This is a genomic window from Cupriavidus necator, assembly GCF_013141915.1.
Lineage (GTDB): Bacteria > Pseudomonadota > Gammaproteobacteria > Burkholderiales > Burkholderiaceae > Cupriavidus > Cupriavidus necator_B.
Genome location: NZ_SROX01000006.1, coordinates 187,129 through 201,981, shown reverse-complemented (window position 1 = coordinate 201,981; position 14,853 = coordinate 187,129). Strand labels below are relative to the sequence as shown.

At 68.4% G+C, this 14,853-nt stretch carries 13 protein-coding genes; 1 reads left to right on the top strand and 12 read right to left on the bottom strand.

Annotated elements, in window-relative coordinates:
• Window positions 1-20: 20 nt before the first annotated feature.
• The 6 genes from E5S69_RS14080 to ispH are packed head-to-tail and all read right to left on the bottom strand — an operon-like array spanning window position 21 to window position 6,774.
• Entirely contained in the window at window positions 21-1,052 is a 1,032-nt protein-coding gene (locus E5S69_RS14080) for a lysylphosphatidylglycerol synthase domain-containing protein (RefSeq protein ID WP_171515268.1), read from the bottom strand.
• Window positions 1,053-1,061: 9 nt separating this feature from the next.
• Window positions 1,062-1,877 (bottom strand): hopanoid biosynthesis-associated protein HpnK, encoded by an 816-nt coding sequence (gene hpnK, locus E5S69_RS14075; protein ID WP_171515374.1) that lies wholly within the window; start codon window positions 1,875-1,877, stop codon window positions 1,062-1,064.
• A 38-nt stretch (window positions 1,878-1,915) separates the two neighbouring features.
• On the bottom strand, window positions 1,916-3,340 hold the full coding sequence (gene hpnJ / locus E5S69_RS14070) for a hopanoid biosynthesis associated radical SAM protein HpnJ (RefSeq protein ID WP_171515267.1): 1,425 nt from the start codon (window positions 3,338-3,340) through the stop codon (window positions 1,916-1,918).
• Window positions 3,337-4,572 (bottom strand): bacteriohopanetetrol glucosamine biosynthesis glycosyltransferase HpnI, encoded by a 1,236-nt coding sequence (hpnI, locus tag E5S69_RS14065; RefSeq protein WP_171515266.1) that lies wholly within the window; start codon window positions 4,570-4,572, stop codon window positions 3,337-3,339. The genes hpnJ and hpnI overlap by 4 nt, the downstream gene beginning before the upstream one ends.
• A 10-nt stretch (window positions 4,573-4,582) precedes the next feature.
• Entirely contained in the window at window positions 4,583-5,755 is a 1,173-nt protein-coding gene (gene hpnH / locus E5S69_RS14060) for an adenosyl-hopene transferase HpnH (RefSeq protein WP_171515265.1), read from the bottom strand.
• A gap of 20 nt (window positions 5,756-5,775) precedes the next feature.
• Window positions 5,776-6,774, bottom strand: a complete 999-nt coding sequence (gene ispH, locus E5S69_RS14055) for a 4-hydroxy-3-methylbut-2-enyl diphosphate reductase (protein WP_171515264.1) — start codon at window positions 6,772-6,774, stop codon at window positions 5,776-5,778.
• Between the two features lie 220 nt (window positions 6,775-6,994).
• Here ispH and hpnA point away from each other — a divergent pair, with 220 nt between their 5' ends.
• Window positions 6,995-8,002 carry a hopanoid-associated sugar epimerase gene (gene hpnA / locus E5S69_RS14050; protein WP_171515263.1) on the top strand — a complete coding sequence of 336 codons (1,008 nt, stop codon included), beginning with the start codon at window positions 6,995-6,997 and terminating at the stop codon, window positions 8,000-8,002.
• Window positions 8,003-8,018: 16 nt separating this feature from the next.
• On the opposite strand, the gene E5S69_RS14045 is transcribed toward hpnA, so the two are convergent.
• The 6 genes from E5S69_RS14045 to E5S69_RS14020 form a co-directional block, all read right to left on the bottom strand.
• Window positions 8,019-9,161 carry a glycosyltransferase gene (locus E5S69_RS14045; protein ID WP_171515262.1) on the bottom strand — a complete coding sequence of 381 codons (1,143 nt, stop codon included), beginning with the start codon at window positions 9,159-9,161 and terminating at the stop codon, window positions 8,019-8,021.
• 9 nt (window positions 9,162-9,170) lie between these two features.
• Complete coding sequence (locus E5S69_RS14040) at window positions 9,171-10,025, bottom strand: ferritin-like domain-containing protein (protein ID WP_171515373.1); 855 nt, start codon at window positions 10,023-10,025, stop codon at window positions 9,171-9,173.
• A gap of 205 nt (window positions 10,026-10,230) precedes the next feature.
• Complete coding sequence (locus E5S69_RS14035) at window positions 10,231-11,610, bottom strand: amino acid permease (protein ID WP_171515261.1); 1,380 nt, start codon at window positions 11,608-11,610, stop codon at window positions 10,231-10,233.
• Window positions 11,611-11,970: 360 nt separating this feature from the next.
• The gene (locus tag E5S69_RS14030; protein WP_171515260.1) at window positions 11,971-12,915 is read right to left on the bottom strand and encodes a DUF808 domain-containing protein; all 945 of its coding nucleotides are present in this window, start codon (window positions 12,913-12,915) and stop codon (window positions 11,971-11,973) included.
• Between the two features lie 219 nt (window positions 12,916-13,134).
• Window positions 13,135-13,476 carry a YciI family protein gene (locus tag E5S69_RS14025; RefSeq protein WP_171515259.1) on the bottom strand — a complete coding sequence of 114 codons (342 nt, stop codon included), beginning with the start codon at window positions 13,474-13,476 and terminating at the stop codon, window positions 13,135-13,137.
• Window positions 13,477-13,635: 159 nt separating this feature from the next.
• Window positions 13,636-14,547 carry a LysR substrate-binding domain-containing protein gene (locus E5S69_RS14020; protein WP_171515258.1) on the bottom strand — a complete coding sequence of 304 codons (912 nt, stop codon included), beginning with the start codon at window positions 14,545-14,547 and terminating at the stop codon, window positions 13,636-13,638.
• Window positions 14,548-14,853 lie beyond the last annotated feature (306 nt).

Here is a 14,853-nt window from a genome sequence, read left to right as displayed (position 1 = left end):
CGGTTGCGCCGGAGCGCGCGCTAGCGCGCGGCGTGCCCGCTATCGTCGCGGTTGCCATCAGCGCTGCGAGTGCCGCCGCGCCGCCAGCGGCGCAGTTCGACCCATTGCCATGACAGCAGCGCCGGCACCCCGAACAGGACCTCGCGCGCGCGCTTGACCAGCGCCAGCGCCAGCGCCACCTGCGCGTCCATTCCCAGCACCTGGCCCAGCAGCATCACCACGGCTTCCTGCACGCCCAGCCCGGCCGGCACGAAAAACGCCACGTTGCGCGCGGCCTGCGTCAGCGACTCGATGGCCAGCGCCTGCCAGAACGGCACCGGATGGCCCAGCAGCCACAGCGCCAGCCAGATCTCGAGCGTACCGCTGAGCAGTCCGGCGAGCTGCCAGCACAAGGCCTTGGCCAGTTCGCGGTGGCGCCGGTTGAGGGCGCGGATATGCGCGTCCAGGCGCGCGCCGTCGATGATCGCGACGATGCGGTGGTCGGCGCCGAACAGCCGGCGCGCCGCGCCTTCCAGTTTCTCGAACAACGCGGCGTGGCGCAGCGACAGCGCGAACAGCACCGGCACCGGCAGCGACAGCAGCAGGCCGGCCAGGATGATCCACGCGCCGGCGCGTTGCTGCAGCGCGGCCACCAGCATCAGCACGCCGGTAGCGGCGAACAGGTATTGCGAGAACATTGTCACCATCACTTCGACCACCACGCTGGCGGTGACCGCGGTGGTGTCGTGGATGCGCAGGCGCGTCAGGCGGATGCCGACCAGCTCGCCGCCCACGCCCACGGTGGGCAGCAGGCGGCCCACCGCCTCGCGCACGGCGGCGACCCACCACAGGAAGCCCAGGCCGGCGCGTTCATCGGGATCGGCGGATGTCAGCAGCACGCGCCAGCCCTGCGCGTCGAGCAGCAGCGGCAGCGCGTGCAGCGGCACCAGCAGCAGCAGCGGCCAGCCGCCCCGGGCCATGAGGGCGGCGATATCGCCGGCGCCCTGGTGCATCACCAGCGCGGTCAGCGCCAGCAGCCCGAGCAGTCCGGTCAGGTAAGCCAGGCGTTTCATCGGCAAGCTTCAGGAGAGCGCGCCGCCGCCGAGCACATCGGCAAAGCCGCCGCGCCGCCGGGCCGTGCGCTCCAGTGCCGCGCGCACGCGCGGCGACAGCAGCGCGGCCAGCTCGTCGGCATGGCGGTACCCGCGCATCGATGGAGCGATCGCCGCGCCGGAGACCACCGCCGGGTGCAGGTAGATCTCGCCCACGCCCGCGGGCAGTTGCGCCAGCGCCTGCAGCAGCGCCGCCTCATCCATCTGGCCGCTGCGCGCGATGCCGACCACGTAGTCATTGTGCGCAATGCCGGCGCGCTCCAGCCGGCGCCGCAGCAACGCCAGCCAGGGCCGCAGCAGCCATGGCGCGCCCGCCTCGCGCGGCAGCCGCATCGCGCGCAGGCCGTAGTCGCGCCCGATCGAGAGGATCAGCGATAGCACGGTCGGATGCAGGTGGAAATGCTTGTGGGTATTGACGTGGTCCAGCGGCAGGCCGGTGGCGGCGAAGGCCTCGAACTGCGCGCGGATTTCCGCGGCAAGCTGGCGGCGCACCGCGGGCAGAAAGAAGAAGCGGCAGCCGTCCAGCGCCATGGCCGAGCCGAAGCGGCCGTGCGCATCGACCAGGTCGGGGATACGCGCGCGCGGCAGCGTGGCCGGGCCATCGGCCAGCACCACGTGCAGTCCCACGCGCAACGCGGGCAGCCGGCGCGCGCGCGCCACCGCGTCCGCCATGGCCGGTGCACCCACCATCAGGCTGGCGGCGTTGAGCACGCCGTCGCGGTGGGCCAGCTCCACCGCTTCGTTGACGGCCAGGTGCAGCCCGAAGTCGTCGGCGGTGACGATCAGCGCGCGCTGCGACGCACAGGAAAGCGCCCGGGCCAGGATCAGGCCTCGTGCGAGCGCAGGAAGCGGAAAAACTCCACGCCTTCGCGCAGGCGCCGCTTCATCATGTCCCAGCTGCCGAGCATTTCGCGCACGATTTCCCAGATCTTGCCGGGGCGGAAGTAAAAGCGCTTATAGAAGGTCTCGACGCCGTGGTAGATGTCTTCCTTCGACAGGTGCGGGTAGCTGATTGCCGCGAGCTGCACGCCTTGGTCGTTGACCAGGTTGATGACCTTGTTTTCCTCGAGCCAGCCGTTCTCCACCGCCTGGCGGTACAGCGTGGTGCCGGGGTAGGGAGCCGCCAGCGAGACCTGGATGGTATGCGGGTTGATTTCCTTGGCGTACTCGATGGTCTTCTCGATGGTCTCGCGCGTCTCGCCCGGCAGGCCCAGGATGAAGGTGCCGTGGATCTGGATGCCCAGCTTGCGGCAGTCTTCGGTGAAGCGGCGCGCGATGTCGGTACGCAGGCCCTTCTTGATGTTCAGCAGGATCTGGTCGTCGCCGGATTCATAGCCCACCAGCAACAGGCGCAGCCCGTTTTCCTTCATGATCTTGAGCGTGCTGTACGGCACGTTGGCCTTGGCATTGCACGACCACGTCACGCCCAGCTGGCCCAGTCCGCGTGCGATCTCTTCCACGCGCGGCTTGAAGTCGGTGAAGGTGTCGTCGTCGAACATGATCTCCTTGACCTCGGGCATGTTCTCCTTGATCCATTTCACCTCCGCGATCACGCTCTCGGCCGAGCGCGTGCGGTAGCGGTGCCCGCCCACGGTCTGCGGCCACAGGCAGAAGGTGCAGCGCGAACGGCAGCCGCGGCCGGTGTAGATCGAGACGTAAGGGTGCTTCAGGTAGCCGATGAAGTAGTTGTCGATCTTCAGGTCGCGCTGGTAGACCGGCGCGACGAACGGCAGCTCGTCCATGTTCTCGATCATCGGGCGCTGCCCGTTGTGTTCGAGCGATCCGTCCGGCAGCCGGTAGGAGAGGCCCAGGATGTCCTTGAGCGGCTTGCCGGCGGCCACGTCCTGGCAGGTGTAGTCGAATTCCTCGCGGCAGACGAAGTCGATGGCGTCGCTCGCGCCCAGCGTGCCGCCCGGATCGACCGCGGGCTTGGCACCGACCATGCCGATCATCACGCCGGGGTGGCGCTGCTTCAGTTCCTCGGCGAATTTGGCATCGGTGGGGAAGGATGGCGTGCTGGTGTGGATGATGACCAGTTCATAGTCCGCGGCAATCTCCAGCGTCTGCGCCACGCTCAGGCCGTCGGCCGGGGCATCGAGCACGCGGCTGCCGGGCACCAGTGCGGCCGGCTGTGCCAGCCAGGTGGGATACCAGAACGACTTGATCTCCCGCTTGGCCTGGTAGCGCGAGCCGGCGCCGCCGTCGAAGCCGTCGAAGGACGGGGCCTGCAGAAACAGGGTTTTTTTCATAGCGGCCTCTGGGTATGGATGCCGGTGAAGGGTGGGGTGTCAGGGGAGGACTTCGTGACCATCGCGGATTCCGAGCCCGCTTGTTTTCTCGCCTCTCCCGCTTGGGGGAGAGGGGCCGGGGAGAGGGTGGGCGCTTGCCCGGCGTGCAGGGCCTCACATACCGTAAACGTTTGCTCCCGCCACTGCACGCGCCTGCCAAGCAGCGCAAACACCCACCCCGCCAGCAACAACGCATCGCGCAGCGGCGCCCGCAGTGCCGCGGCGATGCTGCCGGCCAGCACGCTGCGTGCCACCACGCCCAAGGCCGCCACGGCGAGCACCAGCGGCAGCGGCGCCAGCCACGCCCCCAGCGCCAGCATCGGCCAGGTGAATGTGATGAAGGTAAAGGCAAAGCCAGCCGGATTCAGCGAGCGCACCGTGCGCAGCCAGCGCAATTCATGCCGCCACAAATCGGCGAAGCGGTCTTCGGCGATATCGGTCGTCACCACCACATCCGACAACACCGTTCGCAATCCCTGCCGCCGCGTCAGCTCGCCCAGCCAGAAGTCGTCGGCCAGCCGGTCGCGCAGGGTTGCGAATCCGCCGATGGCCGCCAGCGTATCGCGGCGCAGCGCGATGGTCGCGCCAAAGGCAAAGCGCCGCGAGCCGCCCGCATGCGCGATGCGCACCGCCGGCGCGAACCAGTCGTCGATAAACTGCGCGCCGATACGCGACCAGAACCCGCCGATGGCATGGCCGCGGTACAGGCAGGTGACCACGCCGACGCCGGCATCGGCCAACGGCGCCGTCACGCGCGCCAGGTAGTCGGGCGCCACCGCGATGTCGCTGTCGGCGATGACCAGCGCATCGTGCCTGGCGGCGCCCAACAGGTTGATCAGGTTGCTGACCTTCAGGTTGCTGCCATGCACCTGCGGATCGATCACCAGCGTCATGTCGCAGGCCGGGAAGTCGCGGCGCAGCCGCTCGACCACGGCGATGGCAGGATCGTCCGCGGCGCGCACGCCGAACACCAGCTGGAACGACGGATGCCGCTGCCGGCAGAACGTCGCCAGGTTGGCGTAGAGCCGGGGTTCGGCGCCGCACAGCGGCTTGAGCACGCTGACCGGCGCGGTGGCCGTGCCGGCGCTTGCCACGGGTGCGCGGCGCGACAACCAGGCCGCCGCCAGCGCATAGCCCGCCGACACGCAGGTCAGCGCTACGCCGGGCAGGGTGGCAACCAGTTCCGCGGCCATCGCAATCGGTTCAGTGCGTGACCGCGTTGGCTTGCGCCTTGGCCGGCCCGGGCTTGTTGGCGGGCGGTTTGGCGCGCTGGATTTCCTCAAGCTTGATCTCGACGTGGCGCGAGAACACGTACTCGGCCGGCCGCTGCCGGTCCAGCGCAATGTCAGGCGCCATCTGGCCGCTGGTGCGCACGCCGCGCAGGCTGACGCCGAGTGCCTTGAGCGGATGGGCGAAGGTGTCGGCCACGGCGGTGGCTTCGTAGCCGCTGTGCACCATGCAGTCGGCGCATTTCTCGTAGTTGCCGGTGCCGTAGGCGTCCCAGTCGGTCTCGTCCATCAGCTCGCGGAAGGTGGCGGCGTAGCCTTCGCCCAACAGGTAGCACGGCCGCTGCCAGCCGAATACCGTGCGCGCGGGGTTGCCCCACGGGGTGCAGTGGTAGGTCTGGTTGCCGGCCAGGAAGTCCAGGAACAGTGTCGACTGGCTGAACGCCCAGTTCTTGCCCGCGCGGCCGCGGCTGAGGATGTCGCGGAACAGCTGCCGGGTCTTGCCTCGGTTCAGGAAGTGCTGCTGGTCCGGGGCGCGTTCATAGGCATAGCCCGGCGACACGGTGATGCCATCGACGCCCAGCGCCTTGACCGAGTCGAAGAACTTCGCCACGCGCTCGGGCTGCGCATCGTTGAACAGCGTGCAATTGATATTGACGCGGAAGCCGCGCGCCTTGGCCAGGCGGATCGCCTCGATGCAGCGGTCGTACACGCCCTCCTGGCACACCGAGCGGTCATGCATCTCGCGATCGCCGTCCAGGTGCACCGACCAGATGAAATACGGGCTGGGCTGGTACTGGTCCAGCTTCTTTTCCATCAGCAGCGCATTGGTGCACAGGTAGACAAACTTGCGCCGCTTGATGATGCCTTGCACGATCTCCGGCATGTCCTTGTGCAGCAGCGGCTCGCCGCCGGCGATGGACACCACCGGGGCACCGCATTCATCGACCGCCTCCAGGCATTGCTGCACCGACAGGCGCTGGTTCAGGATGGGATCGGGGTAGTCGATCTTGCCGCAGCCCGAGCACGCCAGGTTGCAGCGGAACAGCGGTTCGAGCATCAGGGCAAGCGGATAGCGCTTTTGCCGCGACAGGTGCTTGCCGACGATATAGGCGCCCACGCGGGCAACCTGCAGGAACGGAATGGCCACGACAGCTTCCTCTGGTTGGTTCAGCCTGCAATCTTCTCGCTGGCGGTGGCCGGCGCGGCGTCCGTGTCAGGCTGGCGCGGTGCCGGAGCCGGGCTCACGTCGGCCAGCTCGGCCGGCAGCCGGAATTCGGCATGCTCCTCGCGCCCGGCCATGGTGCTGACCTCGACCGGGCCCAGCCGGCGCAGCGTCGCGATCACGTCTTCGACCATGGCCTCGGGGGCCGAGGCCCCGGCGGTGATGCCGACCACGTTGGCGTCGCGCACCCAGGCCGGGTCCAGCTCGCTGCCGTCGGCGATCAGGTAGCTGGGCACGCCGCTTTCGGTGCCGATCTCGCGCAGCCGGTTGGAGTTGGAACTGTTGGTCGCGCCGATCACCAGGATCACGTCGGCCAGCTTGCAGAGGTCGCGCACCGCGCTCTGGCGGTTCTGCGTGGCGTAGCAGATATCGCGGGTATCGGGACCGACCAGGTTGCTGAAGCGCCGTGCGAGCGCGGCGATGATGTTGCGGGTATCGTCCACGCTCAGCGTGGTCTGGGTGACGTAGGCGACCGGGGAATCGTCGGGCAGCTCGAGCTTGCCGACATCGGCCTCGTTCTGCACCAGGATCACCTTGCCGGGGATCTGGCCCATGGTGCCTTCGACCTCGGGGTGGCCGGCATGGCCGATCAGGATGACCGTGCGGCCGCTGGCGGCGTACTGGCGGCCCTGGGTGTGGACCTTGATCACCAGCGGGCAGGTGGCGTCAATGGCATGCAGCTGACGCTGGCTGGCATCGGCGACGACCGCGCGCGAAACCCCATGCGCGCTGAAGATGGTCACCGCGTTGGCCGGCACTTCGTCCAGTTCCTCGACGAAACGCGCGCCCTTCTCCTTCAGTCCCTGTACGACGTGCTTGTTATGCACGATCTCATGCCGCACGAACACCGGCGCACCGTGCTTCACGAGGGCGCGGTCGACAATCTCGATCGCGCGCACCACGCCGGCACAGAAGCCCCGGGGCTGAGCAAGAATCACCTGCATGGAGTAGGCCCCCGACCCATTTGCAACGGGTTTCAGTGTTTGGGATCGCGCAACGGAAAACGGTGCCCGGTATCCAGCCAGACCCACCGGAGATCCCACCACGGATCACATTTTCCTCGCACGGTGGTTACTATATACCCGACACGCCGGCTTTGTCTGGAGCCGCCATGATCGGCGCAGGGCCGGCCCCGGCGATGCCGCCTTACAGGACAACGGGCTGATGACCAAAAACGATGACGTGCTGGTAACCGGTGCAGCGGGCTTCCTGGGATCGGCGGTGGCGCGCCAGGCGCTGCTGCGCGGCTGGCGCGTGCGCGTGCTGGTGCGCCCGCAAAGCCCCCGCACCAATCTTGCCGGCCTGCCGGTGACCGTGGCGCAGGGCGACATGCGCGACGCCGCAGCCGTGGCCGCGGCGCTGCAGGGCGTGCGCTACGTGTTCCATGTGGCCGCCGACTACCGGCTGTGGGCGCGCGACCCGGAAGACATCGTGCGCACTAACGTCGACGGCACGCTGGCGGTGATGGAAGCGGCGCAGCGCGCCGGCGTGGAGCGCGTGGTCTACACCAGCAGCGTGGCGACGCTGCGCGTCGCCGGCGCGCAGGCGCCGGTGGACGAGACCGCGGCGCTGCGTCCGCACGAGGCCATCGGCGCCTACAAGCGCAGCAAGGTACTGGCCGAGCGCGTGGTCGAACAACGCGTAGCCGAGCACGGCCTGCCGGCGGTCATCGTCAACCCGTCCACGCCCATCGGCCCGCGCGACGTGCGGCCTACGCCGACCGGCCGCATCATCGTCGAGGCCGCCACCGGCAAGATCCCGGCCTTTGTCGATACCGGGCTCAACCTGGCCCATGTGGACGACGTCGCCAACGGGCATTTCCTGGCGCTGGAGCGCGGCCGCACCGGCGAGCGCTATATCCTCGGCGGGCAGGACGTGATGCTGCAGCAGATGCTGCGCGATATCGCGCAGTTATGCGGCCGGCGCCCGCCAACCGTGCAGCTGCCGCGCTGGCCGCTGTATCCGCTGGCCTACGGGGCCGAAGCGGCGGCGCGGCTGACCGGCAAGGAGCCCTTCCTGACTGTCGACGGGCTCAATATGTCGCGCTACCGGATGTTCTTCACCTCGGACAAGGCGCGCCGGGAACTGGGGTATCAGCCGCGGCCGTACCAGGAGGGCTTGCGCGACGCGCTGGCTTGGTTCCGCGCGCACGGATACCTGGGCCGAACCTGATCCGGCGGCCGCGCGCTCAGGAGCGCGCCGGCGCCTGGGTGCGGCCCTTCCACTGCCCGCCGCGCCGCAGCCGGTAGCGCCGCGCCGAGTCGAGGGTTGCGCCCAGGTAGAACAGCGCCGTCACCGGCAGCAACGGCGCCAGCCACCAGGGCTGCCGGTACTCGCGCAGCATCGGCAGGTAGGCCAGCGCCATCGCGGCCCACGCCAGCCATGCCGGCCACAGCTGCCAGCCGAGCGCCAGCACCGGCGGCACCAGATAGGTCAGCACCATGCCGGCGACCGCGCCCGCCAGCCACAGCGGCGAATAGCGCAGCTGCGTGTAGGCGCTGCGCGCGATCATGTCCCACAGGCTGCGCCAGCTGTCATAGGGCCGCAGCGACACGCTGTCTTCGGCCAGATCCAGCCGGATCGCGCCGCCGGGCTTGATGCGCGCGGCCAGGCTGCAGTCGTCGATCAGCTCGCCCCGGATCGCGGCAAAGCCGCCGATGCGTGCCAGCGCCGCGCGGCTTGCCAGCATGCAGCCCCCGGCCGCGGCGGCAACGCGGCTGCGGGCATCGCGCACGCGGGCGAACGGGTAGAGCTTGGCGAAGAAAAAGACAAAGGCGGGCACGACCAGCCGTTCCCACGCCGATTCGCAGCGCAGCCGCACCATCAGCGAGACCAGGTCGCGCCGTTCCGCCTCGGCGCGCGCGACCAGCGCGGCCAGCACGCCGGGCCCGTGCCGGATATCGGCATCGGTCAGCCAGACATAGCGCGCCCGCGGTGCGATGCGATCGGCGGCGGCCAGGCCTTCGGACTGGGCCCAGACCTTGCCGCTCCAGCCGGACGGCAGTTCGCGCGCGCCGATGACGGTGAGCGCGCGCGGGCGGGCGGTGGTGGCCGCGGCGGCGCGGGCGATATCGGCGGTGCCGTCCGCGCTGTGGTCGTCCACGACCACCAGCGCGAGCGGGCCGGGGTAGCGCTGGCCCAGCACCGCCGCGACCGCGCTGCCGATGACCTCGGCCTCGTCGCGCGCGGGGATGATGGCGACCACCTCGGGCCAGTGCGCCGGAGCCGGTGCCGCCGGCGGCTTGCGCACGCGCCAGAAGCCGGCGCGCCCGAACAGCAGCACGGCCCAGATTGCGAGCGACAGCAGCGACAGCGCCATGGCGATGTGCATGGAATGCCCCTATTTCACGAAGCGCCGCGCCAGCCGGGCCAGCCGCGGCACGGTAACGGGGCGCAGCAGGCGCGCGTCGTAGCCTGCCATGCGCCGGTCATTCTCGGCCAGGCACAGCCCGATCATCGCGCCCGGCGTCAGCGCCTCGCCCAGCGCGGCGGAGCCGTTCAGGGTGAAGTTGGCATCCTGCGCCACGCCGTCGGCGTCGATGCCGCGCGCGATGCCGATCCGTTCCCAGACCAGGAAGGCCCATACCCGCGCTACCTTCAGCGCAAACCGCGGGCGGCGCCACCACGGCAGGTTGCGCCGGTACCACGCGGCCCAGTTGACGAAGAACAGGATGTGCCGGCCTTCTTCCTGGATCACCGGCTCGAAGGTCTCGACTAGCTCGGCGGGGAAGAAGCCGGAGCGCCTGGCCGCGGCAAAGAGACCGAAGGCGAAGAAGCTGTCGATGCACTCGCTGTAGCCCGTGACCAGCCAGCCCCATTCGGGATCGCGCGGCGGCGGGTAGTCCGGCTCGGGCGCCAGCGCGATGCCGTAGGCCTCGACCAGCTTGGACAGCACCACCTTGTGGCGCGCCTCTTCGGCGCCGTCCATTTCCAGCGCGCGGCGCAGCAGCGGCTCGCTGACGGTGTCGGCAAAGGTCTGGACGCGGATCGAGGCGCGCCCCTCGGTCTGCACGGCGATATCCCAGATCGGCAGCGAGGTGACGCGATGCAGCGCCTCCGGCGCCAGCGCCGGCCAGTCGATCACGGCGGGCTTGTAGGGGTTGTGGGTTTGCAGCAGCATGTTGCAGAACAGCTGCAGGTGCCGCGCAGAGCCGATGCGCACCGGTCCCGGGCTGGGGTCGGTCCAGTGACGCATGGCGTGATCGGCCTGTTCGACGGTGCCGCCGGGCGGGGTGGAGGCCCGGCCCAGGGCAGCGCTGCCGCGCAATGGCGGCGCAACCGGCTCGGCGCGATCGGATGTCTCGGACATTCTGCCCCCTGGCGATGGATTGCCCGGGAGCCATTGTAGCGAGGCGCGCGGCGCGGCGCACGCCGCGTCGGCGCGCCTTGGCGCCGCTGGCTCAGGCGCGGTAGCTGACCGGCCCGCGCGAACGCATGTCGAGCGCGTAGTAGCACACCGTCAGCAGCACCAGCCAGCCCGGACCCACGTACAGCGCCACGCGGGTATCGGGGAACCAGGCCATCAGCGCCACCACCAGAGCCAGGAAGGCCAGCGCGATATACGAGCCATACGGCCAGAACGGCATGCGGAACGCCAGCGCCTTGCGCGCCGTCGGCGCCAGCCCGCGGCGGAACTGGATCTGGGTAACCAGGATGATGGCCCAGGTCCAGACCGCGCCGAAGGTGGAGATCGCAGTCACCCAGACGAACACCTTTTCCGGCACCAGGTAGTTGAGCAGCACGCCGGCCAGCAGCGCGGCGATCGACACCAGCAGCGCGCGGCGCGGCACGCCGTTGCGGTCGACCCTGGCGAAAGCCGCCGGCGCCTGGCCCTGCTGCGCCAGGTTGTACAGCATGCGCCCGGTGCTGAAGATGCCGCCGTTGCACGACGACAGCGCCGCCGTCAGCACCACGAAATTGATGATGCCGGCGGCGGTCTTGATACCCAGGCGCTCGAAGGTCAGCACGAACGGGCTGCCCTGCGCGCCAATCTCGTTCCACGGGTACAGCGCAAGGATTACGAACAGCGCGCCGACGTAGAAAATCAGGATGCGCCAGAACACCGAGTTGATCGCGTCCGGAATCGACTTCTTCGGATTGCGCGCCTCGCCGGCGGTCAGGCCGATCATCTCGACGCCGAGGTAAGCGAACATCACCATCTGCAGCGACATCAGCACGCCCGAGGCGCCGTTGGGCATAAAGCCGCCATGCGCCCACAGGTTCGAGATGCCGGTGGCCACGCCGCCGTTGCCGAAGCCGAACACGATCATCGCGCCGCCGCCGATCAGCATCAGCACGATGGTGACGATCTTGATCATGGCGAACCAGAACTCGAACTCGCCATAGGCCTTGACGGCCATCAGGTTGACCGAGCCCATCGCGGCCAGCGCGGCCAGCGCCCAGATCCACCGCGGCACGTCGGGGAACCACATGCCCATGTAGATCGCCACGGCCGTAATCTCGGCGACGCAGGTCACCAGCCACAGGAACCAGTAGTTCCAGCCGGTCAGGTAGCCCGCCAGCGGGCCCATGTGGTCCTGCGCGTAGCGGCAGAACGAGCCCGCCACGGGGTTGTGCACGGCCATCTCGCCCAGCGCGCGCATGATCAGGAAGATCATCGCCCCGCCGATCAGGTAGGCCAGCATGATCGCGGGGCCGGCCATCTTGATGGCATTGCCGGCGCCCAGGAACAGGCCCACGCCAATGGCCGATCCCAGCGCCATCAGCCGGATATGGCGTTCGCCCAGGCCGCGTTGCAGATGTTCTGCGCTTGCACTCATGTGTCGTTGTCTCCGTATCATCTGAATGGCCGCGCCGGACCTTGTGGGGCTGGCGCGGGCAGCGGATTTTCACGTTTGCATGGGGCCGTGGGTGGGCCGGATTGCGGGTCGCGGCCAGCAAGCCGCAAAGGCGCCGCTGAGAGGCGTCGCGATCGGTCGCCCACCGGTTGGGCGCTGCAAACGGAAAATAGCGGGCAGGTTAATCAGATCGGAGGGACATTTGTTGCTGAATTCGATAGGGAATTCAGAAAAAAATGCTGGTTGCGCGCGCAGGTCTACGTGGCGCGCAATCTCCTGCCCGATGTGCGCGGCGATGCGTGGGGGGCGGCAATTCCCCGCTGGGGAGCCCCCTTGCCGCGTCTAGCGTGCCGAAGGGCGCAACGCTCGCATGCCGGCCTTTACCACGCTGACCGCGGCCAGCACCAGCGCGCCGGCGACGATGCCGGCCAGGCCATCCATCAGCACCGGGGCCAGCACCGCCAGCACGCCGCCGATGGCCGGCACCGCTGCCACAGCCAGTGCCGCGGCTTCGGTCAAGTGGTGCAAGGCCGGGATGCCGTGCATCAGGATGCCGCCGCCCACCAGGAACATCGCTGCCGTGCCGACCACCGACAGGGTCTTCATCAGCAACGGTGCCAGCCGAAGCAAGCCCCGGCCCAGCCAGCTGAGCCCGGCGGACGACCGCTGGCTGAGATACAGCCCGGCGTCGTCGAGCTTTACGATGCCAGCCACCAGGCCATAGACGCCGACCGTCATGATGACCGCGATCGCGCACAGGACCGCGAGCCGCTGGCCGAAGGGCGCGTTGGCGACGGTGCCCAGCGAGATCACGATGATTTCCGCCGAAAGGATGAAGTCCGTGCGGACCGCGCCCTTGATCTTCTCTTTCTCGAAAGCCACCACGTCGACGACGGGGTCCGACATGGCCTGGATTTCACGGGCGTGATGGGCGGCGTCCTCGGCCTTGCTATGCAGGAACCGATGGGCCAGTTTTTCAAAGCCTTCGTAGCAAAGGAACGCGCCCCCCACCATCAGCAACGGCACCACGGCCCAGGGTGCCCAGGCGCTGATCGCCAGCGCCGCCGGCACCAGGATCACCTTGTTGCGCATCGACCCCAGCGCGACCGCCCATACCACCGGCAGCTCGCGCTCCGCCCTGACGCCGCTGACCTGCTGCGCATTCAACGCCAGGTCATCGCCGAGCACGCCCGCGGTCTTCTTGGCCGCCATTTTGCTCATCATGGCGACATCGTCCAGGATGGTGGCGATGTCGTCGATCAATACCAGCAAGCTTGAGCCGGCCATGTCAGGACCTCCGCGTGCGGCAAGGCTTCCGCTCATGCAGCGAATTTATCATTCGGTGATGCTCCGTGATGTCGTTGGTCCCGCCCAAGCAGGATTCGTACCGTCCACCCGTCCAATGCTGCGTCGCCGGCCTTGCCAATGGTGGCCTGCCGGCCGCGAGTGCTGCGGGTACCGCAGAGGGTTGCGCAGCCGGCGAGATTGTAAAACATGGGCTGGGCGTCAGCTCTCGGGGTCATACCCAAACTCGCGGAGTTCCTGCGAACAGCGGCAGGCTTTGGCGATCCTGGCAGCCCACAGGATGGCGGCATCGCGCGACGGGAGCTCCAGGACACAGAAGCCGCCGTCGAACTCCTTTGTCTGGGGATAGGTTTGGTTGGTGACCGTGCCGTCCGAGGCGACCATGACGGGTGCGACATGCTCGTTGATACCACCACCGAACACGTACACGCCCGCGGCCTTAGCCTCGCGTATGACCGCGTGTGCCGCTTCGCCCACCGCGGCAAAGTCCTCGGCGGGGACTTCCATCGCGCTTCCCGGAAAGGAGATCAGGTACTTCGTCATCGCTTTGTCCTTCAGTTGATGTCGGTCCTGTTTGTAAGGGCTGACGTGTATGAGCGGTGTGTAACGTACTTGATATGGGTAATGCGCCTAACGCGTGGCGAACCTGGTTGCACGTTTCCCGCGATGGCGACGCGCACTTGGCCCGGCGTGCCGACAGCCTCAGTGGTGGTCGAAAGCCGTCACCCGCGGCAGCACCACGGCGAGATAGTCCACCAGCGTGCGGACCGCGGGAAGCAAGCCCGTGCGATAGGGGATGAGGGCAGTGATACGGGCGTCCGCCGCAATCCAGCCCGGCAAGACCTGCCTGAGCGAGCCGGCCTTCAGCTCCGTCTGGCACGCGTAAACCGGCAGCGCGGCGACGCCAACGTTGGCGCACGCCGCCTCTTTCAGCGAGATCAGGCTATTGCTGAGGAATCTAGGTTCGAACGGCACCGTCGCCACGCGCTGGTCTGGTCCCAGCAGTTGCCATTGCGACGCGCCCTTGCCCGCCATGGCGATGATGGCGTGGGACGCCAGCTCCTCGGGCTGTGCCGGCACCGAGGTCCGCTCGAGATAGTCGGGGCCCGCGAACAAATACCACGGCGTCCTGGCCAGCGGATGCTGGACCAGGTTGGAGTCCTGCAGCTGGCCGACATGGCCCCGGATCGCCAGGTCGAAGCCCTCGCCGACGATGTCCACGATCCTGTCCGTGGCAGTTTCCTGAATCCTTACCTTGGGGTGGTCGGAGAGGAAGGTCGGCAAGACGTGGCGCAGCGCGAACTGGGCGATGTCCGTCGCCGTGGTCACGCGGATGACGCCGCTTGGCTCTGCCAGCCGCTGACGCATGGCTTCCTCGGCAAGGTCGGCGCTGCGCATCAGCGCCATGGCGTACTGGTAGAACTCGTGACCCACCTCCGTCACCGCGAAATGGCGCGATGTCCGGTTGATCAGCCGCACGCCCAGCGAGCCTTCCAGTTCCTTCACGCGGTGACTCAGCGTTGACTTCGGCAGCCGGAGTGCGTCCCCAGCCGCGGTGAATCCGCCACGGTCCACCACCTGCACGAAGTAATAGACGTCCTTCAGGTCGAGCATGGCATGGCGACTCACCGGCCAATCCCATGGCGGCGGCGATGATCGGGAAGCGAGTGGGTGTCGCGGATCATACTCCATGGCCGCGGCCCGACGCCACCCGGGCAAGCCCTTGGCGCACCGCCGTGTCCGCGCCCGTGCCGCCCCGGCATTTCCCGCCCGGCAGGCGCCCACCGTCTTGCGTGATGCCATCGTCCAAGTTTGCCGAACCCTGCGTACAACCCTGGCGGCTGCCCAAGCGAAATCTGTCGTCATAAGCTGTTGCGCAGGAGCGGCGCTACGCCGTTTCCACATGCCAATTTCAAACTG